Source organism: Stenotrophomonas maltophilia (assembly GCF_039555535.1).
GTDB classification, from domain to species: domain Bacteria; phylum Pseudomonadota; class Gammaproteobacteria; order Xanthomonadales; family Xanthomonadaceae; genus Stenotrophomonas; species Stenotrophomonas maltophilia_Q.
This window is the reverse complement of record NZ_CP154630.1, coordinates 385,001-410,347: the sequence shown is the minus strand read 5'-3', so window position 1 is coordinate 410,347 and position 25,347 is coordinate 385,001. Positions and strand designations below refer to the sequence as shown.

The 25,347-nt window shown below is 65.2% G+C and carries 20 protein-coding genes and 4 rRNA genes (1 of these 24 running past the window's edge); 5 read left to right on the top strand and 19 right to left on the bottom strand.

Annotated elements, in window-relative coordinates; genetic code table 11:
• Positions 1 to 89: 89 nt before the first annotated feature.
• The 5 genes from AASM09_RS01800 to AASM09_RS01780 all read right to left on the bottom strand — a co-directional run bounded on the left by AASM09_RS01800 (position 90) and on the right by AASM09_RS01780 (position 4,445).
• Positions 90 to 911, bottom strand: a complete 822-nt coding sequence (locus tag AASM09_RS01800) for a hypothetical protein (protein WP_049426953.1) — start codon at positions 909 to 911, stop codon at positions 90 to 92.
• 141 nt (positions 912 to 1,052) lie between these two features.
• Entirely contained in the window at positions 1,053 to 1,946 is an 894-nt protein-coding gene (cyoE, locus tag AASM09_RS01795; RefSeq protein WP_005407798.1) for a heme o synthase, read from the bottom strand.
• Between the two features lie 4 nt (positions 1,947 to 1,950).
• Positions 1,951 to 3,114 (bottom strand): COX15/CtaA family protein, encoded by a 1,164-nt coding sequence (locus tag AASM09_RS01790; protein ID WP_049426956.1) that lies wholly within the window; start codon positions 3,112 to 3,114, stop codon positions 1,951 to 1,953.
• Positions 3,115 to 3,124: 10 nt separating this feature from the next.
• Positions 3,125 to 3,694, bottom strand: coding sequence for a hypothetical protein (locus tag AASM09_RS01785; RefSeq protein WP_049426957.1), 570 nt, complete (start codon positions 3,692 to 3,694; stop codon positions 3,125 to 3,127).
• Positions 3,695 to 3,707: 13 nt separating this feature from the next.
• Entirely contained in the window at positions 3,708 to 4,445 is a 738-nt protein-coding gene (locus AASM09_RS01780) for an SURF1 family protein (protein WP_049426958.1), read from the bottom strand.
• Between the two features lie 57 nt (positions 4,446 to 4,502).
• On the opposite strand from AASM09_RS01780, the gene AASM09_RS01775 reads away from it, so the two are divergent.
• Positions 4,503 to 4,721 carry a twin transmembrane helix small protein gene (locus AASM09_RS01775; protein ID WP_049426959.1) on the top strand — a complete coding sequence of 73 codons (219 nt, stop codon included), beginning with the start codon at positions 4,503 to 4,505 and terminating at the stop codon, positions 4,719 to 4,721.
• A 20-nt stretch (positions 4,722 to 4,741) separates the two neighbouring features.
• Here AASM09_RS01775 and AASM09_RS01770 read toward each other — a convergent pair whose 3' ends face one another.
• The 6 genes from AASM09_RS01770 to AASM09_RS01745 form a co-directional block, all read right to left on the bottom strand.
• Positions 4,742 to 5,617 (bottom strand): cytochrome c oxidase subunit 3, encoded by an 876-nt coding sequence (locus tag AASM09_RS01770; protein ID WP_049426961.1) that lies wholly within the window; start codon positions 5,615 to 5,617, stop codon positions 4,742 to 4,744.
• Between the two features lie 13 nt (positions 5,618 to 5,630).
• Positions 5,631 to 6,221 carry a cytochrome c oxidase assembly protein gene (locus AASM09_RS01765; RefSeq protein ID WP_019336368.1) on the bottom strand — a complete coding sequence of 197 codons (591 nt, stop codon included), beginning with the start codon at positions 6,219 to 6,221 and terminating at the stop codon, positions 5,631 to 5,633.
• On the bottom strand, positions 6,218 to 6,436 hold the full coding sequence (locus AASM09_RS01760) for a hypothetical protein (protein ID WP_049426963.1): 219 nt from the start codon (positions 6,434 to 6,436) through the stop codon (positions 6,218 to 6,220). Before AASM09_RS01760 ends, AASM09_RS01765 begins: the two co-directional genes overlap by 4 nt.
• An 8-nt stretch (positions 6,437 to 6,444) precedes the next feature.
• Positions 6,445 to 8,052: a cytochrome c oxidase subunit I gene (ctaD, locus tag AASM09_RS01755; RefSeq protein ID WP_005407790.1), complete on the bottom strand. Its 1,608-nt coding sequence runs from the start codon at positions 8,050 to 8,052 to the stop codon at positions 6,445 to 6,447.
• 62 nt (positions 8,053 to 8,114) lie between these two features.
• Positions 8,115 to 9,071, bottom strand: a complete 957-nt coding sequence (gene coxB / locus AASM09_RS01750) for a cytochrome c oxidase subunit II (RefSeq protein ID WP_049426964.1) — start codon at positions 9,069 to 9,071, stop codon at positions 8,115 to 8,117.
• 11 nt (positions 9,072 to 9,082) lie between these two features.
• Positions 9,083 to 9,559: a DUF2244 domain-containing protein gene (locus tag AASM09_RS01745; protein WP_014035721.1), complete on the bottom strand. Its 477-nt coding sequence runs from the start codon at positions 9,557 to 9,559 to the stop codon at positions 9,083 to 9,085.
• 274 nt (positions 9,560 to 9,833) lie between these two features.
• Here AASM09_RS01745 and putA point away from each other — a divergent pair, with 274 nt between their 5' ends.
• Complete coding sequence (gene putA, locus AASM09_RS01740) at positions 9,834 to 13,052, top strand: bifunctional proline dehydrogenase/L-glutamate gamma-semialdehyde dehydrogenase PutA (protein WP_343368724.1); 3,219 nt, start codon at positions 9,834 to 9,836, stop codon at positions 13,050 to 13,052.
• A gap of 119 nt (positions 13,053 to 13,171) precedes the next feature.
• On the opposite strand, the gene pnuC is transcribed toward putA, so the two are convergent.
• Together pnuC and AASM09_RS01730 are read right to left on the bottom strand one after the other, a co-directional pair.
• Entirely contained in the window at positions 13,172 to 13,744 is a 573-nt protein-coding gene (gene pnuC / locus AASM09_RS01735) for a nicotinamide riboside transporter PnuC (protein WP_049426965.1), read from the bottom strand.
• 142 nt (positions 13,745 to 13,886) lie between these two features.
• Complete coding sequence (locus AASM09_RS01730; RefSeq protein WP_100443750.1) at positions 13,887 to 15,314, bottom strand: outer membrane protein transport protein; 1,428 nt, start codon at positions 15,312 to 15,314, stop codon at positions 13,887 to 13,889.
• Positions 15,315 to 15,541: 227 nt separating this feature from the next.
• Between AASM09_RS01730 and AASM09_RS01725 the strand changes: the two genes are divergently transcribed.
• On the top strand, positions 15,542 to 16,234 hold the full coding sequence (locus AASM09_RS01725) for a rhomboid family intramembrane serine protease (RefSeq protein ID WP_005407784.1): 693 nt from the start codon (positions 15,542 to 15,544) through the stop codon (positions 16,232 to 16,234).
• 84 nt (positions 16,235 to 16,318) lie between these two features.
• Here the strand turns inward: AASM09_RS01725 and AASM09_RS01720 are convergent, their stop codons facing one another.
• Both AASM09_RS01720 and AASM09_RS01715 read right to left on the bottom strand, forming a co-directional pair.
• Positions 16,319 to 17,761, bottom strand: coding sequence for a S41 family peptidase (locus AASM09_RS01720; RefSeq protein ID WP_049426968.1), 1,443 nt, complete (start codon positions 17,759 to 17,761; stop codon positions 16,319 to 16,321).
• A gap of 108 nt (positions 17,762 to 17,869) precedes the next feature.
• Positions 17,870 to 19,171 (bottom strand): murein hydrolase activator EnvC family protein, encoded by a 1,302-nt coding sequence (locus AASM09_RS01715; protein WP_049426970.1) that lies wholly within the window; start codon positions 19,169 to 19,171, stop codon positions 17,870 to 17,872.
• Between the two features lie 95 nt (positions 19,172 to 19,266).
• Between AASM09_RS01715 and AASM09_RS01710 the strand changes: the two genes are divergently transcribed.
• Entirely contained in the window at positions 19,267 to 19,929 is a 663-nt protein-coding gene (locus tag AASM09_RS01710) for a hypothetical protein (RefSeq protein WP_049426973.1), read from the top strand.
• A gap of 86 nt (positions 19,930 to 20,015) precedes the next feature.
• Positions 20,016 to 21,731, top strand: coding sequence for a M28 family metallopeptidase (locus tag AASM09_RS01705; RefSeq protein WP_049426975.1), 1,716 nt, complete (start codon positions 20,016 to 20,018; stop codon positions 21,729 to 21,731).
• Between the two features lie 315 nt (positions 21,732 to 22,046).
• On the opposite strand, the gene rrf (AASM09_RS01700) is transcribed toward AASM09_RS01705, so the two are convergent.
• From rrf (AASM09_RS01700) to AASM09_RS01685, 4 genes are all read right to left on the bottom strand, one after another.
• Positions 22,047 to 22,161, bottom strand: a 5S ribosomal RNA gene (gene rrf, locus AASM09_RS01700).
• A 133-nt stretch (positions 22,162 to 22,294) separates the two neighbouring features.
• Positions 22,295 to 22,409, bottom strand: a 5S ribosomal RNA gene (rrf, locus tag AASM09_RS01695).
• 133 nt (positions 22,410 to 22,542) lie between these two features.
• Positions 22,543 to 22,657: ribosomal RNA gene (gene rrf, locus AASM09_RS01690) — 5S ribosomal RNA — on the bottom strand.
• 126 nt (positions 22,658 to 22,783) lie between these two features.
• Positions 22,784 to 25,347: ribosomal RNA gene (locus AASM09_RS01685) — 23S ribosomal RNA — on the bottom strand; it runs 316 nt beyond the window's last position.

Genomic DNA, 25,347 nt, shown 5'->3' with positions numbered 1-25,347 from the left:
CCACGCACGGTGTGGATCTACTGTAGAGCCGAGCCCACGCTCGGCTGGCGGTTGAACGGCGCAGTTGGATCCACGCCACGCGTGGATGATCACCAGACCGAATCGCTGTCCAGCAGCCGCGCCACGCTGAATCGCGGCAGCCATACCCTCAGGTCGTAGCTGCGGTCAGCACCGGTATCCACCCTGGGCGATGTCCCGGCATGACCCGGCAGCTGGCGCGCTTCGCAACGTCCAGGGGCGGCACAGCCCCAACCCTCCCCGCCACGCGCCTCGATACGCACGTTGTAGAGCTCCAGATCGTTCAGCAATGCCGTCATCGGGGGGTACGCAATCATCTTCGGCTGCGTACGCATGCCATGTACGTTGCCGGTCAGCACCAGCAGCCGTGCGTTGTTCGGCAATGCCTGTGCGCGCACGCGGACCTCTTGGGCCATCGCCCGGTCGCGTGCCCCACTACCCGCCGTTTCGGCGGGTAGCACGCGATCAAAACCGAATACCTGCACGTCGCGCCCCCGGGTACGCAGCGCGCGCGCCGCTTCGATCAGGTCGAGCATGTCCTTGCTGCGACGGCCGTCATGCATGCGGCTGCGGACGCTCCAGTACGGCGTGCCACGCAATGCAGCGCGCGCCTTGGCCGTGCCGGAAGACACCAGATACGTCGCCAGCGCGGCGTTCTCGTCAGTCGGCAGCTCCAATGCCAACCGCACCGGAGTGCCATCGGCTGCGTAGGCCTCCATCAGTTCCCGAACCAGCAGCGGTGTCTCGCGGGTACCGTGGAATTCGCCCAGTATCAACAGGCGGTGCTCACCGGCGTGTTGGCGGATCTGCGCGGCGGTGTCGTCGGCATGCACATTGAGGGCCATGCCGAGCGCCAGCAGCAGCGCGCTGGTCCAGCGGAAAATCGAATGCATCCCTGCTCGCTCCTTTCCTTGGGGTCAGGAACAGCAATGGCGACGCCGCTGGAAGAGATCAAGTGTAGAGCCGAGCCCACGCTCGGCTGCTCTTCCAACCAGCCCTCAGCCGAGCATGGGCTCGGCTCTACAGGTGGCGCTTTACAACCAGGGCAGGATCCAGTGGTCCACCAGCAGGAAGGCGAACAGCGCCATCAGGTACACGATGGAGTAGTAGAACATCTTCATCGAGAACAGTTCGTCCGGCGGGTTCAGCATGCGCCAGGCGTACCAGAGGAACACGGCGTTGAGCACGATCGCGCCGCCCAGGTAGAACGCGCCGCTCATGCCCACCAGGTACGGCAGCAGGCAGACCAGTGCGAGCACCACCGAATACACCATGATCTGCTTGCGGGTGTGCACCACGCCGTGGGTCACCGGCAGCATCGGAATTTCCGCCTTGGCGTAGTCCTCGCGGCGGAAGATCGCCAGCGCCCAGAAGTGCGGCGGGGTCCAGATGAAGATGATCAGCACCAGCAGCGACGAGTACGCCCAGTCCGACGAGCCCTGCATGCCGGTCACTGCGGCCCAGCCCAGCATCGGCGGCATCGCGCCGGCCAGGCCGCCGATGACGATGTTCTGCGAGGTCGCGCGCTTCAGGTACACGGTGTAGATCACCGCATAGCCGATCAGCGAGGCGAAGGTCAGCACCGCGGTGATCAGGTTCACCCACAGCACCAGGATGGTCATCGACAACACGATCAGCACGCCGGCGAACACCAGCACCTGCCACGGCTTGACCTTGCCCACCACCAGCGGACGCCACGAGGTGCGCGCCATCTGTGCATCGATGTGCGCATCCAGCAATTGGTTGATGGCGGCGGCGGCCGAGGCCGCCAGCCAGATGCCGAGGAAACCGAGCACGCCGGCGCGCACCTGCTCCCAGCTGGGCACGCCCGGAATGGCCAGGACCATGCCGACCAGGGCAGTGAAGACGATCAGGGCGACGACCTTGGGCTTGGTCAGGTCCCAGTACTGGCGGTAATTGGAAAACATGGAATCAGTCCGGGGCACGCAGGCGGGCCAGCAGGCTGACCAGCACGAACAACAGGGCAACGGCCACGCCGTTGTGGGCCACCGCCACTTCCAGCGGCAGCGCCAGCTTCACATTGAGGATGCCGAGGGTGACCTGCAGCACCAGCAGTACGATCAGCGCACTGGCCCAGCCACGCATGCTCGGCAGGCGGAACAGGCGCACGCCCAGCCACAGCAGGTAGACGGCCACCACCACCGCGAACAGGCGATGCGCCATCTGGATGGCGATACGCGAGGCACCATCCAGCACGCCCCCTTCGTAGTCCACGCCGATGCCGCGCCACAGGGTGAAGCCTTCGACGAAGTTGTGCTGCGGCCACCATTGGTTGGCGCAGCGCGGGAAATTGTCCAGCGAGGCGCTGCCACCGCCGCAGGCCAGCGCAGCGTAGTTGGCGCTGACCCAGCCGCCCAGTGCGATCTGGGTGACCAGCACCGCAACGCCGATGCGCAGCAGCCACTTCAGCTTCGGTGCTTCGGCCAGGGTGATCGGCATATGCGTGGCGCGCCAGGCCATCCACACCAGCAGCGCGAACATCAGCATGCCGCCCAGCAGGTGGCCCATCACCACGATGGGCTTGAGTAGCAGGGTCACCGTCCACATGCCCAGCAGGGCCTGGAAGATCACCACCGCCAGGGTCAGCAGGGCAGCACGCGCCAGGTCGATGTTGCTCCAGCGCAGCGCGGCGATCAGCAGGATCGCCTCGCCGATCAGGGCCAATGCACTGGCGGTGCCATGCCAGCCCATCATGTACAGCGGTATGCCGGCGGCCACCAGCACGCAGGCGGTCACCACCGCCGTGCTTCCGAATCGCCGCTTGCGCGTGGCCAGCAGCGCCAGGGTCAGGATCTCGATGCCCAGCGCGCCGGCCAGGAAGCGGTGCACCTGCTCACGCCAGGCCTTGTGCGTTTCCAGCGGGCGGATTTCCGCCGCCGGGTGGCCGATGGTTTCTTCCACGTGCTGCGGCCAGGTGGCCTGCCCATAGCAGGTGGGCCAGTCCGGGCAGCTCAGGCCGGCATCGGACAGGCGCACGAAGGCGCCGAACATGATCGTGCTCGCGGTCATGATCATGGCGAACCACGCCAGGCGGTGGAAATTGCGGTGCAGCGCCGGACGCGCGGAAAGGCTCATCAAACGGGACTCACTTCAGTTTCAGCAACGTGGCCATGTCCTTGCGCAGGCCCCCCAGGTCACTGCCGGGGGCATGGCGCATGATCACGAAGCCGTTCGGATCGATCACGTAGACCGGCAGTCCCGCCGGATCATCAACGCCCGGCAATGCCGCGCGCAGGGCTGGCGACGGAGCCAGCGGCCGCAGCGCGGGCAGCGAGGCGATCGACGCCGGTGGCGTACCCAGCCACAGGATCTCGACATTATCGGCGTTATGGCCGAACAGCTGCCACACCTTGCCCAGTCCCTGCGACAAAGTGACGCACTGTGCGTCGCAGGCACCGGCCGGCGCCACCAGCAGGCGCCAGGTCCGGGCCTCGGGGTTCCACGGATAGGGCTGGCCGTTGGCCAGCGTCGGAGCCTGCTGGCGTAGATCCATCGGCGGCTTCAGCAACTGGCCGGCATTACGGTGCCCGGTGGGCTGCCAGCCAGAGAAGCGCAGCACGGCAGCCAGCGCCATCGCGCCGAAGAACACGGCAAACAGCAGCACCAGGGTCCGGCGGCCTGAGCCGCGCACCTGCGGGGACGTAGCAGTGTTCATGCGGGGCATTTTCTCATGGTTGGGTACGGGATGCCGGTCGGGCCACGGCGCGCCTCCTGCGCCATTCCAGCACCAGCGCCACCACCAGCACGGTCAGGGCCAGCCCGAACCACTGCACGGCGTAGCCCAGGTGGCGCTGCGGTGGCAGCGTGTTCGGCAGCAGGTCCAGGTCGCGCTCGTCACCGAAGGGCAGTGAAGGGTCCAGGCGCAGTACACGATCGGGAAGTGACTGCACCCCCAGCGCGCGGGCCAGGCCTTCGGCCGGCAACCGGCTGGCCAGCCAGCGGCCCGCTTCCCCCGTAGCGGAGAATGCGGGACCGAGTGCCAATCCGGCCGACGGCGGCGGTGCCAGCAGGCCACGCACGGCCACCGGCGAAGGCGGTGCGGGCAGCTCCGGCAGGGCGCGATCCGGCGGCAGCGCGCGCCATCCCAGATCGACCAGCAGCACGCTGCCTTCGTCACTGCGGAACGGGCGGTAGATCTTTACCCCCGCGCGGCCGTGCCGGGTCTGGTTGTCCAGCAGCACCACGCCGGGAAGGAAGCGACCGTGATCGGCCACGCCATGCAACGCGCCGGGTGCGGCGAGCGCCTGTGCCAGCGACAGTACCTGCGCTGTGGCTGGACCTTGTGCATCCAACATTGCCTGTTTGGCATGCATGCGCTGCAGCTGCCACAACCCCAATGCGGTGAAACCGGCCATTGCCAGCACCGCCAGCAGCCATCCGAGCACGCGCGTGTGCTGGCGCATCATGACAAGTCCGCGCAAACGCGGTCAGATAGGCACATCCACCCTGCCCTCGAGCCGCGCATGAGTGATTCGCTGAAGACCCTGCTGGTAATCGCGTTTCTGATCGTCATCGTCTGGAATCTGGGCGCCGGCCTGTATTACCTGCTGGTCGACCGCGGCCAGACCAAGCGCACGGTCAACGCACTGACACGTCGCATCGCGGTGTCGGTGGCGTTGATCCTGCTGGTGATCGTGAGCATCTACATGGGCTGGATCAAACCGCACGACATCGGCGGCTGAGGCCACCGATGCGTGCGCGGTCAAAGCACGTAGACGAACAGGAACAGCATCAGCCACACCACGTCGACGAAGTGCCAGTACCACGCGGCGGCTTCGAAGCCGAAATGGTTGTCGCGGGTGAAGTGTCCCTTGGCCGAACGCAGCCACATCACGATCAGCATGATCGTGCCCAGCAGCACATGCGCGCCGTGGAAGCCGGTCAGCATGAAGAACGTCGAACCGTAGATGCCCGAGCCGAGCGTCAGGTTCAGTTCCTTGTAGGCATGGATGTACTCCTCCGCCTGCAGGGTGAGGAAGCCGAGGCCGAGCACCACGGTCAGGCCCAGCCAGATCAGCAGCTGGCGGCGGTTGCCCGCCTTCAGCGCGTGATGGGCGATGGTCAGGGTCACGCCGGAGGTGAGCAGGATCAGCGTGTTGATCAGCGGCAGGCCCCAGGCCGGGATGGTCTGGAAGGCGCCACCGATCGCCGCCGGGCCGTTGGTCGGCCAACCGGCGGAATAGCCCTGCCAGAGCAGTTCGTTGGTCATCACCCCGCGGCCTTCGCCGCTGAGCCACGACAGGCCCAGGTTGCGGGTGTAGAACAGCGCGCCGAAGAAGGCGCCGAAGAACATCACCTCGGAGAAGATGAACCAGATCATCCCCATCCGGAACGAGCCATCGACCTGATGGTTGTAGTTGCCGGCCTGCGATTCGCGCACCACGTCACTGAACCACCAGAACAGGGTCAGCACCAGCATCGCGATGCCGAGGTAGAACGTCCAGCGTCCCCAGCTGGCATCGTTGAGCCAGCTGGCCACGCCCACCATGGTCACCATCATCGCGATGGAACCCACGAACGGCCATTTGCTCTGGGCCGGGACGAAGTACACGTTGGCGTCGGTCGGTGTCTGGGCCATGTCGGTATCCGGGTCAGGGTGCGGCGTGCGCGCCTTCCGAGGTGGCGGCCGGAGCCAGCCGATCGGACAACGCGTCGTTGCGGTAGAAGGTGTAGGACAAGGTGATCGTCCTGATCTCCGGCGGCAGGTCCGGATCGACGATGAAGCGCACCGGCATGTCGCGCTTCTCGCCGGCCTGCAGCGTCTGCGCGGTGAAACAGAAACATTCGGTCTTGCTGAAGAAACCCGACGCGCGCGCCGGTGCCACCGAAGGCACCGCACTGCCGACCACGGCCTGCTGGCTGTCGTTGCGGGCGAAGTACAGGGCCTCGTTGAGTTCACCGGGCACCACGTCCATGGTCAGCTGTTCGGGATGGAACGACCACGGCAGGCGCGAGTTGACGCCGCCATCGAATTCCACCCGTACGGTGCGCTTGCCGGACGCCGCACCCGCACTGGCTTCGCTGCCGGGGCCGCGCTCCAGGCGCACGCCGAACACCTTCTCGCAGGCGATGCGATACAGCGGCACCAGCGAGAACGTCAGCAGGAACACCGCCACCGCCACGCCGATCAGGCGCGGCAGCCCGGCACTGCGTGAGGTCGCGGTGGCCGGTGCGTCGCTCATCGGCCGATCACCCCACTGAGGATGAAGCCGACGTAGACCAGCACCGCGATGGCGCCCACCCACAGGGCGGTGCGCCTGGCGCGCTGGCGTTGCAGTTCGATGTCGTTTTCCGGGGCGTCGCCCGGGCTGTTGTGGAGCCGGGCCATGCTCGGCTGCTCCACGTCAGCCGAGCATGGCTCGGCTCTACAGGTCTGCAGCGGGCTCTCGTTATGCATGCCCCACCTCAATGCGTGATGTCGTCATGCGCCAGGTCCCCTGGGCGGATGGTCGGCGGCGTGGTGAAGGTGTGTGCCGGTGCCGGCGACGGCAACGTCCACTCCAGGCCACGCGCGCCTTCCCAGCTCCGCGCTTCGGCCTTCTCGCCGTTGCGCAGCGACGACAGCAGGATCGCGGCCATCATGAACGGCGTGACGAACATGCCGAACGCACCGATCGAGCTGATCAGGTTCCAGTCGGCAAACGCCACGCTGTAATCGGGAATGCGGCGCGGCATGCCGGCCAGGCCGAGGAAGTGCTGCGGGAAGAACAGCAGGTTGACGAACACGATCGACCACCAGAAGTGCACCTTGGCCCACTTCTCGCTGTACATGCGCCCGGTCCACTTCGGCCACCAGTAGTACACCGCCGCGATCAGCGCGAACACTGCGCCGGTCACCAGCACGTAGTGGAAGTGGGCCACCACGAAGTAGGTGTCGTGGTACTGGAAGTCGGCGGCGACGATGGCCAGCATCAGGCCGGAGAAGCCACCGATGGTGAACAGGATGACGAAGGCCACCGACCACAGCATCGGCGCTTCGAACGTGAGCGAACCGCGCCACATCGTGCTGACCCAGTTGAACACCTTCACGCCGGTGGGGATCGAGATCAGCATGGTGGCGAACATGAAGTAGATCTCACCACCCAGCGGCATGCCCACGGTGAACATGTGGTGGGCCCAGACGATGAACGACAGGAACGCGATCGCGGCGGTGGCATACACCATCGCCTGGTAGCCGAACAGCGGCTTGCGGCTGAAGGTCGGGATGATCTCGCTGACCACGCCGAACGCGGGCAGGATCATGATGTAGACCTCGGGATGCCCGAAGAACCAGAAGATGTGCTGGTACATCACCGGGTCACCGCCACCGGCGGCGTTGAAGAAGCTGGTGCCGAAGAACTTGTCGGTCAGCAGCATGGTCACCGCGCCGGCCAGCACCGGCATCACCGCGATCAGCAGGAACGCGGTGATCAGCCAGGCCCAGCAGAAGATCGGCATCTTCAGCAGGTCGATGCCCGGCGCGCGCATGTTGAGCACGGTGGCGATGATGTTGATCGCGCCCATGATCGAACTGATGCCGGCCACATGGATGGCGAACACGCTGAAGGCGACGTTGTAGCCACCCTGCAGCGACAGCGGCGGGTACAGGGTCCAGCCACCGGCCGGTGCACCACCGGGCAGGAACAGGGTCAGCAGCAGCAGGCTGAAGGCCACCGGCAGCAGCCAGAACGACCAGTTGTTCATGCGCGGCAGCGCCATGTCCGGCGCGCCGATCTGCAGCGGGATCATCCAGTTGGCCAGGCCGACGAAGGCCGGCATCACACCGCCGAAGATCATCACCAGCGCATGCACGGTGGTCATCTGGTTGAAGAACTCGGGCTTGACGAACTGCAGGCCCGGCTGCGCCAGCTCGGCGCGGATCACCACGCTCATCGCCGCACCGATGATGAACATGATGAAGCTGAAACCCAGGTACAGCGTGCCGATGTCCTTGTGGTTGGTCGAGAAGAACCAACGCTCGAAGAAGCTCTGGTGGTGATGGTGATCGTCGTGCCCAACTGCCGAGTGCGCCATTGCAAAACACCTCTCAGAATCGGTTGTCACCACGGCCGCAGCAGGCGGCCGCGGGCTTTACATCACGCGCCGCTGGCTGCGGTGGCAGGTGCGCTGCCGGCTTCGGCAGCGGCAGGTGCTGCCGGTGCTTCGCTCGCAGGTGCAGCCGGTTCTGCAGGTGCCGCAGGGGAAGCGGGCTCGGCCGGCGGTGCAGGCTTGCGCTGCGCCAGCCACTGCTTGAAGTCTTCCTTGGACACCGCCTCGACCACGATCGGCATGAAGCCGTGGTCCTTGCCGCACAGCTCGGCGCACTGCCCGCGGTACACGCCGGGCTGCTCGATGCTGGTCCAGGCCTCGTTGATGAAACCGGGGATGGCGTCCTGCTTCCAGCCCAGCGCCGGCACCCACCAGGCGTGGATCACGTCGTCGGAGGTGATGACGAAGCGCACCTTGGTATCGACCGGCAGCACCAGACGGTTGTCGACATCCAGCAGGTAGTGCGGATGGCTCTCGCGGGTCGGCACGACGCCGCTCTGCCGCACCCGGTCGGACTCGCGGTCCAGGCGGCTGGTGAAGGTGACGTTCTCGCCGAGGTATTCGTACTTCCACATCCACTGGTAGCCGGTGACCTTCACCGTCATCTCGGCATCGCGGGTGTCGTACATCTTGATCAGGTTGGCCGTGGCCGGCCATGCCATCACGATCAGGATGATCACCGGGATCACCGTCCAGATGATCTCGGCCTTGGTGTTGTGGCTGAAGGTGGCCGCGACCGCGCCCTTGGATTTGCGGAACTTGAAGATGGCGTAGGCCATCGCCCCGAACACGATGACGCCGATCACCGTGCAGATGATCAACGACAGGTTGTTCGATTCCCAGGCCAGGCGCGAGGTCTGGGTCACCCCCTTGCCCATGTTCAGCTGCCACGGCTTGGGATCGGCCGCCTGGGCCCAGGCCAACGCCGGCATCAGTCCCCCGGTCGCCAGCACTGCGGCAACCGCGTTCACGCACTTCGTGCCCCACCTGCTGCTTTGCTTCATTGCCTAGACCCTTAGCGTCGTCGGTTGCCGCCATCGCTGGCGGCGAGCAAGCTTTCAAGTGTCTCTGCGAGCGTCTGACGTTCGGCCGGCGCGAGGAAACTCCCCACCTCCACCTGCCGGCCGCTGGATGCCAGCCGGACCCTCTCATCGTCGGTGAGCAGGCGCACCCAGTGGGGGTGGGCCCGGAACACCGGCGATCCACCGGGTACGGGGATGACCTCCACGTACGCCGGTACTACCCGGATCTCCTCCTGCCGTTCACCACTGCGCCACAAGGCACGCAGCGCCGCCGCCAGCACCAGGCTGTACAGCAGCGCGAACAGGGGGGCGAACGCATTGCCGGCCAACCACCCGAAGGCGGACACCAGCCACATCGCACCCGACAACACGGTGAACAACAGGACGAACTGCCGGGCATCGAGCGCCCGTGGGGGACGCAGCCGCAGCTGCGTACCTGACCCATCCGGAGCTGGAAGCACCTCGATCATGTCGCAACCGCGTTCCTGCCGCGGGAAACGTCTCGATGGTAGCCCCGCCCTCTCGCCGGTAGCAAGGGTGCATTCACACTTTTTCAGATGCTGCAACACAGCATGAGGTCGGCGGCGCGAATGACGAATTCGGCACAAATATTGGCAGGATTTATGAACACGCCGAATCCACCACCGTTAGGGGCTATCAGCCCTTCATGAAGGTGTCTGCGCGGCACTTCCGAAGGCCGCAAAAATGTTTAAAATCGCCAAGTTTTCCATTGGCCGGACCGGCATGAACGCACCTTCCTCCTCCCCTGCCGCCAGCGACGCCCCGCGTCCCGGCGCGCTGCTGTCGCCGGAACTGCCGGCGCCCCCCAACCCGTTCCGCCAGGCCATCACCGATGCCTGGTTGAAGGACGAGGCCAGCCACGTGCGCGAACTGCTGGCGCAGGCCCGCCTGCCCGCCGAGGAACAGTCCCGGGTACAGGCGCTGGCCGCCGACCTGGTCGGCCGCGTGCGCGTGCGTGCCAAGGACCAGGGCGCCATCGAAGCCTTCATGCGCCAGTACGACCTGGGCAGCGAGGAAGGCGTGCTGCTGATGTGCGTGGCCGAGGCGCTGCTGCGCATTCCGGACCAGGATACCGCCGACAAGCTGATCCGCGACAAGCTGGCCGATGCCGACTGGGAAAAGCACCTGGGCGGCAGCGATTCGGTGCTGGTCAACGCCTCCACCTGGGGCCTGATGCTGACCGGCAAGCTGGTGCAGATGAACGACGCCACCCGCGCCGATGCGCCCAGCGCGTTCAAGCGCCTGGTCGGCCGCGTCGGTGAGCCGGTGGTGCGCCTGGCCGTGCGCCAGGCGATGAAGATCATGGGCCACCAGTTCGTCATGGGCCGCACCATCAGCGAAGCGCTGGCGCGCTCGCACAAGGGCGACAACGCCAGCTACCGCTACTCGTTCGACATGCTCGGCGAAGGCGCGCTGACCATGAAGGACGCGCTGCGCTACCTGGAAGACTACCGTCGTGCGATCCACGCGATCGGCGGCGATCACAAGGCACGCGGCGGCCGTCCGGACGGCGACGTCAACAATGCCCCGGGCATCTCGATCAAGCTGTCGGCGCTGTACCCGCGCTACGAGCACGCCAAGCGCGAGCGCGTGCTGAAGGACCTGGTGCCGGGCGTGCTGGAACTGGCACAGCTGGCCAAGAGCTACGGCATCGGCTGCACCGTCGACGCCGAAGAATCCGACCGCCTGGAACTGTCGCTGGACATCATCGAGCAGGTGTTCTCCGACGCCTCGCTGGCCGGCTGGGATGGCTTCGGCGTGGTCGTGCAGGCCTACCAGAAGCGCACCCCGTACACGATCGACCACCTGGCCGACATGGCGCGCCGCGCCGGTCGCCGCCTGCAGGTGCGCCTGGTCAAGGGCGCCTACTGGGATGCCGAGATCAAGCGCGCGCAGATCGAAGGCTATCCGGGCTACCCGGTGTTCACCCGCAAGCAGAACACCGACGTCTCCTACCTGGCCTGCGCCAAGCGCCTGTTCACGCATGCCGATGCGATCTACCCGATGTTCGCCACGCACAACGCGCACACCATTGCCGCGGTGCGCAGCATCGCAAACGGCGGCGTGTACGAGCACCAGAAGCTGCACGGCATGGGTGACGACCTGTACGCCGAAGTGGTGCCGGCCGACCGCCTGGGCCTGCCCTGCCGCGTGTATGCGCCGGTCGGTTCGCATGAAGACCTGCTGCCGTACCTGGTGCGTCGCCTGCTGGAAAACGGCGCCAACTCCAGCTTCGTCAACCGCATCACCGACGAGCGCGTGCCGATCGCCGACCTGATCCGCGATCCGGTCGAGATGGTGTCCTCGTTCGCTTCGATTCCGCATCCCAAGGTCCCGCTGCCGGTTGACCTGCTGCGCAGCCAGAACCACGACAGGAAGAACTCCATGGGCGCCAACCTCGCCAACGACAACGAACTGCGCGCCCTGGCCGAGCAGATCAACGCGGCTGTGAAGCCTTGGCAGGCCGCCCCGCTGGTGCCCGGTGCCAACCCGGCCGGCGCTGCGCTGCCGGTGACCAACCCGGCCGACACCCGCGAAGTGGTCGGCCAGTGGCTGGCCGCCGACGCCGCCACCGTGCAGAAGGCCCTGGCCAATGCCGTGGCCGCGCAGCCGGCCTGGAACCGCACCCCGGCCGCCAGCCGCGCCGCCATCCTCGAGCACGCCGCCGACCAGCTGGAAGCGCGCATGCCGGAGTTCATGGCGCTGTGCGTGAAGGAAGCCGGCAAGAGCCTGCCCGACAGCATCGCCGAAGTGCGCGAAGCGGTGGACTTCCTGCGCTACTACGCCAAGCAGGCGCGCGAGCAGTTCAGCCACGCCGAAAAGCTGCCGAGCCCGACCGGTGAATCCAACGAGCTGCAGCTGCACGGCCGCGGCGTGTTCGTCTGCATCAGCCCGTGGAACTTCCCGCTGGCGATCTTCCTGGGCCAGGTGGCCGCTGCACTCGCCGCCGGCAACAGCGTCATCGCCAAGCCCGCCGAGCAGACCAACCTGATCGGCTACTACGCGGTGAAGCTGCTGCACGACGCCGGCGTGCCGGCCGAGGTGGTGCAGTTCCTGCCCGGCGACGGCGCCACCGTCGGTGCCGCGCTCACCGCCGATCCGCGCGTGGCCGGCGTCGCCTTCACCGGCTCCACCGACACCGCCCGTGCGATCAACCGCGCGATGGCCGCACGCGATGCCGCCATCGGTGTGCTGATTGCCGAGACCGGCGGCCAGAATGCCTTCATCGCCGACTCCTCGGCGCTGCCGGAGCAGCTGGTCAAGGACGCCATCGGTTCGGCCTTCACCTCGGCCGGCCAGCGCTGCTCGGCCGCGCGCGTGCTGTTCGTGCAGGACGACATCGCCGACAAGGTGATGACCATGCTGGCCGGTGCGATGAAGGAGCTGAAGGTCGGCAACCCCGGCCTGCTGTCCACCGACGTCGGCCCGGTGATCGACGCCGATGCACTGAAGATCCTGCAGGACCACGCCGAACGCATGGACCGCGAAGCGCGCCTGATCGCTGCCGCCGAGCTGTCCGCCGAAGCCGCCAATGGCACCTTCTTCGCACCGCGTGCGTATGAACTGAAGGACCTGGGCCAGCTGCACAAGGAAATCTTCGGGCCGGTCCTGCACGTGATCCGCTGGAAGGGTGACCAGCTCGATGCAGTGATCGACCAGATCAACGCCACCGGCTACGGCCTGACCCTGGGCGTGCATTCGCGCATCGACGAGACCGTCGACCGCATCAGCAACGGCGTCCACGTCGGCAACGTCTACGTCAACCGCAACCAGATCGGTGCGGTGGTCGGCGTGCAGCCGTTCGGCGGCCAGGGCCTGTCCGGCACCGGTCCGAAGGCCGGTGGCCCGCACTACCTGCTGCGCTTCGCCACCGAAAAGACGGTGACGGTGAACACCACTGCCGCCGGCGGCAACGCCTCGCTGCTGACCCTGGGCGACTGATCGCCCGGTTGATGCGGTAAACGAAAAACCCCGCGAAAGCGGGGTTTTTTGTGGTTTTTCTTCCTGTAGAGCCGAACCCATGCTCGGCTTTCCTGGCGTAGCCGAGCATGGGCTCGGCTCTACACCCGCATCAGCTTGCGCCAGTGGCGCAGGGCGACCAGCGCGTTTATCCAGAAACCGATGTAAAGGATAGAGGTCAGGTGCAGGCCTCGGCTGTAGTACAGCGGCACCGCCACGGTGTTCACCAGCAGCCACACCCACCACGATTCCAGCTTGCGGCGCATCATCAGGATCTGCGCGATCACGCTCAGTACCAGCACCGCCGAATCGATGTACGGCGCGTAGGCGCTGGTCAGGCGGGTCAGCATCCAGCCGTAGCCGAAGGTGGCCACTACCGCCAGCGGCGCCAGCCAGGCCCAGGCGCGCGGCCGCAATGAAGTAATCGGCAGAGGTGCACCATGGTCACCACGCAGCCACTGCCACCAGCCCAGCACGCTGATGGCGATGAAGAAGAACTGCAGCACCATGTCCGCATACAGGTGCGAACGCTCGAACACCGCGGCGAACAGTGCGCAGCCTACGATGCCCAGCCACCAGGTGTGCACGTTGTTGCGGCCCGCCAGCAGGATCGAGCCGGCGACGGCGATGTTGGCAGCCAGCTCCAACTGGAAGTTCGGGTCGGACAGGTTCATGGCGCCATTGTCGTGGATCCACGACGTGGATGGCTGCTCTGCCCAGAAGATCCTCGCCATGCGTGGATGGCCCGAAACCCACCCAAAAGAAAGCCCCGCTTACGCGGGGCCTTCCGTGTGCTGCTTCAGGCCAGGGCCTGCATCAGAACTTGTACTGCATCGAAGCTGCCAGCACGTCGCCACTGACCTTGTACTTGCCGGTCACGGTGTTGCCGGTGACCGAGGTCGAGGTGATGTTCGGATCCTTGGTGAACAGGTGGGTGTAGCCCACGCTGTATTCCATCTTGTCCGAAGCGGCGTAGGTCAGGCCCAGCGACAGCCACTTACGGGTGGTGTCCGGCACGCGCACGTCGCGGTGGGCGTCGGTGGTCGGGGTCTGGTCATAGGCCAGGCCGCCACGCAGGGTCAGCTTGTCGTTCACGCGGAAATCAGTACCGATCGACGCGAAGGTGGTGTCGCGGTAGTGGAACGGCAGCACGCTGTCCGGCTGGTTGGAATCATAGTCGACGGTGACCTGGTCGAACTTGCTCCACGCCGTGCGCGTGACTTCGGCCATGATCTGCCACTGGTCGTTCACGCGGTGGGTGAAGCCCACGGTGGCGCTGGCCGGCAGGGTGATGGTGGCGCGGCCGTTGCTGTCGATGAAGGTACCCGGGGCGGCCGCGGCCAGGAAGGCGGCAGCGTTCTGCGGGATGGTGAAGTCGGCCTTGCCGTCGGTGATCTTGTGCTCGACCTTCGAGCGGTAGCTGAAGGCGATGTTGGTGCCTTCCACCGGGGTGACCGTCATGCCCAAGGTGTAGCCGACCGACACTTCATCGCCCTTGATGCGCAGGAAGCCATCGGCGGTGCCCGGGGCGAAGCCCTGCTGGGCCAAGGCCGCAGCGGCCTGCCTCGAGGCGGCCAGGGCCTGAGCCGGGGTACCACCGGCGGCCAGCACGGCAGCGGCTGCCTTCTGCTGGGCGCTGGCGTTGATCGCGGTGCCGGTATCGACGGCGCTGGTCAGGTCGACGTTCAGGCGCTCGGCGAACACCGACGCACCGAACGACAGGTACGGGTTGACGTCGTAGGAGAACGCCACGCCCAGGTCGATCGCCTGCAGCTCGGTCTTGACGCCGTTGTAGCGGCCGACCCAGTCACGGTCGTATTCGGTCTTGAAGCCGAACGGCACGGTCAGCGAGGCGCCGAAGTGCATGTTCTCCTTCTCGCCGAACGGCAGGTGGAAGTAGGCGGCCGGAACCGGGGCGATCATGCCGGCGTCGCCGCCGTTGCCACCGGAAATCGGCGCGCCGTTGCCGTACTGGCCCTGGCCGCGGAACTTGGCGCCGAAGCTGATGGCGCTGACGTCGCCCTGGACCAGGGTGCCGTCGAGCAGGCGCATGGAGGCCGGGTTGGTGGCGATGACCGAGGCGTCACCTTCGGTCGAGGTGGAGCCGGCGAACGCGCGGCCCAGGCCCTTGGCGCTGTTTTCCTTCAGCTGGAAGGCGGCAGCATTGGCATCGGCGGCGGCCAGCGCACCGGCAACGCCGACGGCCAGCAGGGTCAGTCGGGCAATGGTGGAAGCGGTTTGCATCGTAGTTCTCTCTCTCCGGTAAGCGGTGATGGTGCTCTGAGTGCGCCTGCGCCCGGCAGGCCCGGAGGCCCGTCGAAGCGCGCCGGATTCCCCTCCCGACATACGACGCCGTATGCGAGTATTACCCAGAGCCGTTAATGAAACAATAACGGCGCAGGCGGTTTTTTCGTCTCAAAAGCTGAACAGGACAATCCCCGTCGCAAGCGCCCGCACGCTAGGCTAGTGCCATGTTCGTCTCCCTCCCGTCGCGCAAGAAGGCGGCCCTGCGCTGGGCCACACCCGTGCTGTTTGCGGCACTGTGGCTGGCGTTCCTGTGGTCGATCTCGCGCCCGGACGATGCCCGCGGCAGCCTCTGGCTGGACTGGGGCGCCCTGTCCACCGGCCTGACCCACCCGCTCGACTGGTGGGCGACGCTGCAGGACGGCAGCGTGCTTCGCCTGTTCACCGCCCTGTTCCTGCACGCGGACTGGTCGCACCTGCTGGGCAATCTGGTGTTCCTGCTGATCTTCGGCCTGCCGGCCGAGCGGGTGCTGGGCCCGTGGCGGCTGCTGCTGCTGTTCCTGGTCGGCGGCGCGGTATCCAATCTGGTGGCGATCTACACCATGGGCAGCCCGGACCAGATCATCATCGGCGCCAGCGGCGCGGTGTCGGCGCTGATCGGCGCCTACCTGGCCCTGTTCCCGGGTGCGCGGCTGGGCGTGGTGATCCCGCTTGGCCTGTTCCTGGAGTTCGTGCGTGCCCCGGCCTACCTGCTGATCGGCGTGTGGGCCGCGCTGCAGGTGGTGTTCGCCCATATCGGCCCGAGCTTCGGCATGGTGGCCTGGTGGGCCCACATCGGCGGCTTCGTGTTTGGCCTGGTGTATGGCGTGTACGTGCGCGCTGCGATCGCGCGCCGGCTGCGCAAGCGGCACGGGTTCTGACCGCCCGGTAGTGCCGGCCGCTGCCCGGCATTTGTTTTCTTCTTCCGCCCTTGGGCCGGCGCCGGGCATGGCCCGGCGCTACCGTCAGGGCTTGGCCGGCGCCGGGGCCGGTGCGGGCTTTGCTTCCGGCTTTGGCTCGGCCTTCGTTTCCGGCTTCGCCGCAGCGGCCTTCGCGGCCTTGGCCGCATCTGCCTTGGCCGCTTCGGCCTTCAACCGTGCAGCTACCGAACCGGGATTCTTCAGTTCGGCCAGCGCATCGTTGATCGGGCCGTCGCCCGGCAGCACCGCGCCGGCGTGGTAGCCCTCGGTGCCTTCGTCGTCGCCGCGCAGGTGGCCCGGGAGGGTCGCTTCGCTGTAATCGCTCAGGCTGGCCGGCAGCGCATCGTCGGCCGGCGTCGGGGCGGGTTTCAACTCAACGTCCGGCACGATGCCGGTGGCCTGGATCGACTTGCCGCTGGGCGTGTAATAGCGCGCCGTGGTCAGCTTCACCGAATCCCCGTTGTCCAGCGGCAGCACGGTCTGCACCGAGCCCTTGCCGAAGGTGCGGCTGCCGACCACGCGTGCGCGCTTGTTGTCGCGCAGCGCGCCGGCCAGCACTTCCGAGGCACTGGCCGAGCCGGCATCGGCCAGTACCACCACCGGTGCGCCCTTCAGCAGGTCGCCCGGGGTCGCGTCGAATCGGGCATCGCTGATGCTGATGCGGCCACGGGTACTGACGATGTTGCCCTTGTCGAGCAGATCGTCGGCCACCTGCACGGCGGCCGTCAGCAGGCCACCCGGGTTGCTGCGCAGGTCCAGCACCAGGCCCTTGAGCTGGCCACCGGACTGCTTCTGCAGCTGCTGCACGTGCTTCTGGAAGTCCGAACCGGTATCGGCCTGGAAGGTGCTGAGGCGGATGTAGCCATAGCCCGGCTCCAGCAGACGGCTGCGCACGCTGGTCACGCGGATGGTCTGGCGGGTGAGGCTGACATCGAACGGCTTCGGCTTGCCGTCGCGCACGATGGTCAGCACCACCTTGCTGCCGGCCGGGCCACGCAGCGGTTCGCTGGCATCGATCGCGCTGATCGGCTTGCCGTCGATGGCAATGATCAGGTCGCCGGCGAGGATGCCGGCCTTGGCCGCCGGCGTGTCGTCGATCGGCGAAATCACCTTCATGCTGGCGTTGTCCGGCTGCTGCTGCAGCTCCACGCCGATGCCCTCGTAGGCGCCGTTGGCCTGTTCGTCGAAGGCCTGCGCGTCTTCCTTGTTGAAGTAGGTGCTGTGCGGATCAAGGTCGAGCAGCAGGCCACGCACGGCCGACTGCATCAGCTTCTTGTCATCGACCGGGTCGACATAGGCGGCACGCACCGCGTTGTACACGGCCACGAAGCGGCGGATGTCCTCCAGCGGCACCTTCGAGGTCACCGCCTCCTCGCTGTTCGCTGCCTGCCCGCTGGTTTCCTGGCTGGGGGCGGGCGCGGTCTGCTGCGCCCAGGACAGCGCCGGCAACAGGGCCAGCAAGAGGGTGGCGGTACGGGCTGCGCGCATGGATCACTCCTGTCGACGTTGGCATCGTGCCCAAGGCACATGCGTCGATTATGCGCGAAGCACAGCTAAATTCCCGTTGAATCCGCCCTGCACGCGGAGGCGCTGGATTCAGCGCCGCTGCAGCCAGCTGTCGGGGTTCACCGGCTGCCCGCCACGGCGCAGCTCGAAGTACAGCGCGGTGACGCCCTGGCCGCCGGAATTGCCGACCTTGGCCACCGCATCGCCACGGCTGACCCGCGCGCCGGCATCCTTCAGCAGGGTGTCGTTGTGTGCGTACAGGCTCATGTAGCCGTTGCCGTGATCGACAATCAGGATCATGCCGTAGCCGGTCATCCAGTCGGAAAACACCACGGTGCCGTCGGCCACGGCAGTGACGGTGCTGCCGGCGGGCGCGCCGATCAGCACACCGCTGCTGGTGCGGCCGTCGGGCAGCTTTCCGCCGTAGCGGGCCAGCAGGTTGCCCGACAACGGCCAGCCCAGGCCACCGACCTTCGGCGCCGGCGCAGAGGCCACGGCAGGCGGGACCTTGGTGGGCGGCGGTGGCGGACGGCCCTGCGCGGCGGCCTGGCGTGCGGCACGCTCGGCAGCAGCCTTTTCAGCGGCTGCTCGACGCGCGGCGGCGCGGCGCTCGGCTTCGGCCCGGGCCGCGGCGGCACGCAGGTTCGCCAGCAGCGTTTCCAGTGCCTTGGCATCCTGGCCCAGCGCCTGTTCCTTCTCGCGCTGGTCCTTGAAGCGTTCGTCCAGCGAGGCCACCGTCTTTGCGCGATCGCGGCGATCGGCTTCCAGGGCGGCTGCCTGCTGCTTCTGGTCCTGCTGCGCCCCCTGCAGCTTCTGCTTGCGCTCGGCGATCTGCGCCTGCACCGCTTCCAGTTCCTTCAGGTCGGCGGTCAGCGTGGTGATGCGCTGTGCGCGCTCGCGCTGCAGGTAGCGGTGGTAGGCCAGGGCACGGTTGGCATCGGCCACCGTGTCCTGCGACAGCAGCAGCTTCAGCGGTGCGTGGTTGCCCAGCTGATACGCCGCGCGCAACAGCCCGGCCAGTTCGCGGTGCTGCTGGGCCAGGTTGGTCTGCAGGGTGTTGCGGCGCTGTTCGGCTTCGGCCAGGGCGCGGCCCTGCTCGCGCAGCGCGGCTTCCGTCTGCGCAAGGGCACGGCCGGTGCGGGCTACCTTCTCGTCGGCCTCGCGCAGTTGTTGCGAGGCCTGGCCGCGCTGGCCCTCGATCTGCCGTCGCTCCTGCGCCACGCCCTTCAGTTCGGTACGCAGTTTCTGCAGCTTGCGCTCGGTCTCGCGGGTGGTCTGCGCACCGCTGGGCAGCGGCAGGGCCAGCGCCAACGCCAGCCCCAGCAGCAGCCAGCGCCCGCCGCGGGCAGCGGCGATGTGATGTCGGCGTGATGGGAAGACGTTGTCGCGCAAGGGCTTTCCAGTGACTTCAGGCAGTTGCAGGGGGTACCGGGGAATGGTGACATCTCCGCACGCGGCCTGCCAGCCGCACATCCATCGAGGTCGCCATGAAAACTCTTTCCATTCCGCTGCTGTTGGGCGTACTACTGGCCACCGGGCCGGTCTGTGCGCAGGAGAACATCAGCAAGGTCAACGGCAGCATCAGCGCCGACGCCGGCCAACGCTACGGCAAGCTGGATACCGTCAACGGCGGCATCCGCGTCGGCGAAGGCGTCGAGACCGGCAGCATCGACACCGTCAACGGCGGGGTCAAGGTTGCCGACCGTGCACGTACCGGCAAGATTGAAACGGTCAACGGCGGCGTACGCCTGGGCCGCGAGGTGATCGCACACGGCAGCGTCAGCACCGTCAACGGCAGCATCTTCACCGATCGCGGCAGCCAGATCGAAGGCGGTGTCGAGACCGTGAACGGTGGCATCGGCCTGGTCGAAAGCCGCGTCGGCAAGGATGTGGAGACCGTCAACGGTGACATCACCGTCGGCATCGGTTCCCAGGTCAACGGCGGTGTGCACGTGCGCAAGCCGAACTTCAGCGTCTCGCTCACCGCCAGCCGCAAGCCGCGTGTGATCGTCGGCCCGAATGCCGTTGTCAGCGGCCCCCTCCAGTTCGAACGCGAGGTGGTGCTGTACGTGCATCGCACTGCCCGTATCGGGCCGGTTACCGGCGCCGAGCCGATCCCGTTCGACACCGAAACCGCTCCGGCGGACTGAGCGCACCGGACCGCCCGGTTCGGTGATACTCGCTGACACCGGCCGTGCGCGACGTGCGGCCGCCCTTTGTTCTCCAGGAATAGACGATGCCCCGCAAACTCCTCCTGTGCCTGGCCGCCGCGGCCGCGCTCAGTGCCTGCAAAGGCGAAACCACGCCGGCCACCGCGCCGGCCGCCGATACCGCTGCCGCTGCCCCGAAGCCGGCCGCTCATCAGTTCTCCCCGGAGATCAACGCCGGCGACTTCGCCGAGATGGTCAAGACGCTGGCGTCGGATGAATTCGAAGGCCGCGCCCCGGGCAGCAAGGGCGAGGAACTGACGGTCAACTACATCCGCGACCAGATGCAGCGCATCGGTCTGCAGCCGGGCAACGGCGACAGCTGGTTCCAGGACGTGCCGATGACCGAAACCACGGCCGACGCATCGACTGTGCTGAAGATCACCCAGGGTGGCAAGACCACCGAGCTGAAGTTCGGCACCGACATGGTGGTCGGCACCCGTACCGGCCAGGCCGAGGTGAAGGTTGATGCCAGCGATCTGGTGTTCGTCGGCTACGGCGTCGATGCGCCGGAACAGAAGTGGAACGACTATGCCGGCCAGGACTGGAAGGGCAAGACGGTCGTGATGTTCGTCAACGATCCGGGCTTCCACGTCAACGACGCGAAGCTGTTCGACGGCAAGCGCATGACCTACTACGGCCGCTGGACGTACAAGTTCGAGGAAGCCGCCCGCAAGGGCGCCGCTGCCGCGCTGATCGTGCACGACACCGCCGGCGCGTCCTACGGCTGGGATGTGGTGAAGAACTCCTGGGCCGGACCGCAGTACGACCTGCCGGCCAAGGATGACCCGGAAGCCCGTATTCCGGTACAGGGCTGGCTGAGTGCCGACGCCGCCAAGGCGCTGTTTGCCGGTGCCGGCCTGGACCTGGCGCAGGCTTACAAGGATGCGAGCAAGCGCGGCTTCAAGCCGGTGCCGCTGAAGGCCACCGCCGCGGTCGACCTGAAGAGCCAGATCGCGCAGAAGCAGTCGCGCAACGTGGTGGGCGTGCTGCCGGGCAGCAAGCGTGCCGACGAGGCCGTGCTGTACATGGCGCACTGGGACCACCTGGGCAAGCACGAGGGTGAAACCGGCGACAACATCTACAACGGTGCGGTCGACAACGCGACCGGCGTGGCGGGCATCCTTGAGGTGGCCGAAGCAATGGCCCACCAGGATCCGAAGCCGGAACGTTCGGTGGTGTTCCTGGCAGTGACCCTGGAAGAGTCCGGCCTGCTGGGTTCGAAGTACTACGTCTCCCACCCGACCTTCCCGCTGGACAAGATCGCCGGTGTGATCAACATTGATGCGATGTCGGTGGCCGGCCGTGCCAAGGACGTGACCGTCACCGGCTTCGGCAGCTCGGAACTGGAAGACATCCTCAAGCCGCTGGCTGCGGCCCAGGGCCGTACCCTGCACGGTGAGACTTCGGTGCAGAGCGGCTTCTACTTCCGTTCGGACCATTTCAACTTCGCCAAGGCCGGCGTGCCGGCACTGTACGCCGATGGTGGCGAGGACCTGCGCGAGGGCGGCGTGGACGCCGGCCGCAAGGCCGCGGCCGACTATGGTGCCAACCGTTACCACGGCCCGAAGGACGAGTTCGATGCGTCCACCTGGAAGCTGGACGGTACGGTCGAAGACCTGCAGTTGATGTACGGCGTCGGCAAGGAGCTGGCCGGTGGTGATCGTTGGCCGAACTGGTATGCAGGCAACCCGTTCAAGGCGGCCCGCGACGCGATGATGAAGGACAAGGCTTCGGCCAAGTAAGGGCGAGCCCTGCTCGACTGAACATCGTTGAGGTTCAAGCGGCGCCCCACGGGGCGCCGCTTTTTTTTGCGTGCTGTCGGCGGCTCATCCACGGCGGGTGTGGATCTACCGGTAGTGCCGGCCGCTGGCCGGCATCGATTGGTAGCGGCCAACCTTGGTTGGCGCCATGCTTCCTCGCGCAGGGTATCCACGCATGGCGTGGATCTACCGGGCGATGTGCCGCCATCGGCTTGCCGGCCAGCGGCCGGCACTACCGGCGTTTCCCGCGCACAAAGAAAAACCCCGCTGCGGCGGCAGCGGGGTTTTGGGTGTAAACCCTGGCGATGACCTACTCTCGCATGGCTTGAGCCACACTACCATCGGCGCAGCTGCGTTTCACTTCCGAGTTCGGGATGGGATCGGGTGGTTCCACAGCGCTAATTTCACCAGGGAGACGGTTGCAGCAGCGCTTGCAGCGCCAGCTTCGCGATCTTGCCCTTGGGGCGGAAGCCACCCGGAAAATGCAGTGCCTTCACTTAATAAGAAAAACCCCGCTGCGTGAGCAGCGGGGTTTTGGGTGTAAACCCTGGCGATGACCTACTCTCGCATGGCTTGAGCCACACTACCATCGGCGCAGCTGCGTTTCACTTCCGAGTTCGGGATGGGATCGGGTGGTTCCACAGCGCTAATTTCACCAGGGAGACGGTTGCAGCAGCGCTTGCAGCGCCAGCTTCGCGATCTTGCCCTTGGGGCGGAAGCCACCCGGAAAATGCAGTGCCTTCACTTAATAAGAAAAACCCCGCTGCGTGAGCAGCGGGGTTTTGGGTGTAAACCCTGGCGATGACCTACTCTCGCATGGCTTGAGCCACACTACCATCGGCGCAGCTGCGTTTCACTTCCGAGTTCGGGATGGGATCGGGTGGTTCCACAGCGCTAATTTCACCAGGGAGGCTTTTGGAGAGTCGCACTCGTCCCTAGGGGACAAGGCGCCAGCCTCGCATAGTTCTTGTGACGTAGCGTGCACTTGGATGCTCTTACGACGTTGTCGTAAAGCCAAGGCAACTTGAGGTTATATGGTCAAGCCGCACGGATCATTAGTATCAGTTAGCTCAATACATTGCTGTACTTACACACCTGACCTATCAACCACGTAGTCTACATGGTTCCTTCAGGGGGCTTGTGCCCCGGGAGATCTCATCTTGAGGCGCGCTTCCCGCTTAGATGCTTTCAGCGGTTATCGCTTCCGAACATAGCTACCCGGCAATGCCACTGGCGTGACAACCGGAACACCAGAGGTTCGTCCACTCCGGTCCTCTCGTACTAGGAGCAGCCCCTCTCAAATCTCCAACGCCCATGGCAGATAGGGACCGAACTGTCTCACGACGTTCTGAACCCAGCTCGCGTACCACTTTAAATGGCGAACAGCCATACCCTTGGGACCGACTACAGCCCCAGGATGTGATGAGCCGACATCGAGGTGCCAAACACCGCCGTCGATATGAACTCTTGGGCGGTATCAGCCTGTTATCCCCGGAGTACCTTTTATCCGTTGAGCGATGGCCCTTCCATACAGAACCACCGGATCACTAAGTCCTAGTTTCCTACCTGCTTGATCCGTCGATCTTGCAGTCAAGCACGCTTATGCCTTTGCACACAGTGCGCGATGTCCGACCGCGCTGAGCGTACCTTCGAGCTCCTCCGTTACTCTTTAGGAGGAGACCGCCCCAGTCAAACTACCCACCATACACGGTCCCCGACCCAGATAATGGGCCCAGGTTAGAACGTCAAGCACGACAGGGTGGTATTTCAAGGATGGCTCCGCTGCAGCTAGCGCCACAGTTTCATAGCCTCCCACCTATCCTACACAGACGAACTCAACGTTCAGTGTAAAGCTATAGTAAAGGTTCACGGGGTCTTTCCGTCTTGCCACGGGAACGCTGCATCTTCACAGCGATTTCAATTTCACTGAGTCTCGGGTGGAGACAGCGCCGCTGTCGTTACGCCATTCGTGCAGGTCGGAACTTACCCGACAAGGAATTTCGCTACCTTAGGACCGTTATAGTTACGGCCGCCGTTTACTGGGGCTTCGATCAAGAGCTTCGCCTTGCGGCTGACCCCATCAATTAACCTTCCAGCACCGGGCAGGCGTCACACCCTATACGTCCACTTTCGTGTTTGCAGAGTGCTGTGTTTTTGATAAACAGTCGCAGCGGCCTGGTTACTGCGACCCTCTTCAGCTATAGCTCGCACGAGCCACCAAAAAGGGTGCACCTTCTCCCGAAGTTACGGTGCCATGTTGCCTAGTTCCTTCACCCGAGTTCTCTCAAGCGCCTGAGAATTCTCATCCTACCCACCTGTGTCGGTTTACGGTACGGTCTGCGTAAGCTGAAGCTTAGGAGCTTTTCCTGGAAGCGTGGTATCAGTGACTTCGCCATAAAGGCTCGTCTCGGTGCTCGGTCTTAAAGGATCCCGGATTTGCCAAAGATCCAAACCTACCGCCTTTCCCCAGGACAACCAACGCCTGGTACACCTAACCTTCTCCGTCCCTCCATCGCACTTACGCGAGGTGCAGGAATATTAACCTGCTTCCCATCGACTACGACTTTCGTCCTCGCCTTAGGGGCCGACTCACCCTGCGCCGATTAACGTTGCGCAAGGAAACCTTGGGCTTTCGGCGTGCGGGTTTTTCACCCGCATTATCGTTACTCATGTCAGCATTCGCACTTCCGATACCTCCAGCAGACTTCTCAATCCACCTTCAACGGCTTACGGAACGCTCCTCTACCGCGCATAACAAAGTTATGCACCCCAAGCTTCGGTTCTGTGCTTAGCCCCGTTAAATCTTCCCCGCAGACCGACTCGACCAGTGAGCTATTACGCTTTCTTTAAAGGGTGGCTGCTTCTAAGCCAACCTCCTGGCTGTCTGTGCCTTTCCACATGGTTTTCCACTTAGCACAAAATTTGGGACCTTAGCTGTGGGTCTGGGTTGTTTCCCTTTTCACGACGGACGTTAGCACCCGCCGTGTGTCTCCCATACAGTCCGTCTCGGTATTCGGAGTTTGCAATGGTTTGGTAAGTCGCGATGACCCCCTAGCCATAACAGTGCTCTACCCCCGAGAGGATACATATGAGGCGCTACCTAAATAGCTTTCGAGGAGAACCAGCTATCTCCGGGTTCGATTAGCTTTTCACTCCTAATCACACCTCATCCCCTACCTTTGCAACGGGAGTGGGTTCGGGCCTCCAGTGCGTGTTACCGCACCTTCACCCTGGGCATGACTAGATCACCCGGTTTCGGGTCTACTGCCCGCGACTATGCGCCCTTATCAGACTCGGTTTCCCTTCGCCTCCCCTATACGGTTAAGCTTGCCACGAACAGTAAGTCGCTGACCCATTATACAAAAGGTACGCAGTCACTCCTTGCGGAGCTCCTACTGCTTGTACGCACACGGTTTCAGGTTCTATTTCACTCCCCTCTCCGGGGTTCTTTTCGCCTTTCCCTCACGGTACTGGTTCACTATCGGTCGGTCAGTAGTATTTAGCCTTGGAGGATGGTCCCCCCATGTTCAGACAGGGTTTCACGTGCCCCGCCCTACTCGTCTTCACTGGAATGGCCCTTTCAGATACAGGGCTATCA